At 58.8% G+C, this 1,026-nt stretch carries 2 protein-coding genes; both read right to left on the minus strand.

Annotated elements, in window-relative coordinates:
* Nucleotides 1-19: 19 nt before the first annotated feature.
* Nucleotides 20-514, minus strand: a complete 495-nt coding sequence (locus tag ACVOL0_RS20365) for a JAB domain-containing protein (protein WP_303748448.1) — start codon at nucleotides 512-514, stop codon at nucleotides 20-22.
* Nucleotides 511-1,026, minus strand: a 516-nt coding sequence (locus tag ACVOL0_RS20370) for a DUF932 domain-containing protein (protein WP_481550628.1), incomplete at its 5' end; no start/stop codon positions are given. The genes ACVOL0_RS20370 and ACVOL0_RS20365, both read right to left, overlap by 4 nt.

Raw genomic sequence — 1,026 nt, forward strand, 5'->3', positions numbered from 1 at the left:
TCTCCTAGGTATCCGGGCCTTAGATCTGCCCGAGCTGAGCCATTGAGGTGCCTTGGCTCGCCGACACCACAAGATGGTCGACGACCCTCACCTCCACCATCGCCAGTACTTCCTTCAATCGCCTGGTGATGGCTCGATCCGCTTCTGATGGCTCGCAATGCCCGCTCGGGTGGTTGTGAGCCAGTAGGACCGCTGCTGCGTTCAGGGCCAAGGCACGTTGGACGACAATCCGGGGATGGATCTCAGCACCATCTATCGAGCCTGAGAACAACCTTTCTACGGCGATCAGGCGGTTGCGGGCATCGAGGAACGCCACCTCGAAGTGCTCGCGGATCTCATGCCCTAGACGCAGGCGGAAGAACCTGCCGGCAACATCCGGATCTCCCAATAGGAGGCCACTGACCATTGCTCTTCTCTCTAGGATTTCCAATGCCTGGGAGAGGACGAAGCTGTCACGTTCGTTCAAGCCGCCAGGTAGCTCTTCCAGGCGCTGCTTCTGCAGCGAGACATTCATGCGGCTTCCCCTAGCAGTTCCCTCCAAGCCTTCTGCTTGAGCAATGCCCCTTGGCCGAACCAGGCCGCATCCAAGCGGTTCTCCGTACTCTGCGCCCGCCGATGATGGTCCACGAATTCGGTAATGCTGTTGAGCAAGCCAAACGCCGTGCCCTTGCTGGTCTTCAATCTAGCCCCCCTACCCTGTCCGTCATACAGCGCCCGCACCTTGGCTACAGCCTGCTCGTTCACGATGACTTTTCCATTCTGAGCCGCTGAATACGTGAGCAAATTTCGCAGCACGCCATCAACCGAATCAGGGTCCACTGGTGTCTCACAGAGGATGCGCATCCGCTCCACGAAGCCATGCCAGCCCTCAATAGCAATACCCAACTGGCTTTTGACCCTGTCAGCATCGAAGGCACTGCGGTGCGGGACCTTGATGGCTCCGGTTCGATCCCCAACAGCGATCTGCAGGGTGTTGTTACACACCACGCGAACTGAGGTGAACTGGGCGGTGGTAGCCAGCGTTCC

Source organism: Stenotrophomonas sp. STEN021 (assembly GCF_056760175.1).

What these genes read in the sequence shown, in the direction of transcription:
- ACVOL0_RS20365 (WP_303748448.1), bottom strand. Translation starts at nt 514, where the DNA reads ATGAATGTCTCGCTGCAGAAGCAGCGCCTGGAAGAGCTACCTGGCGGC.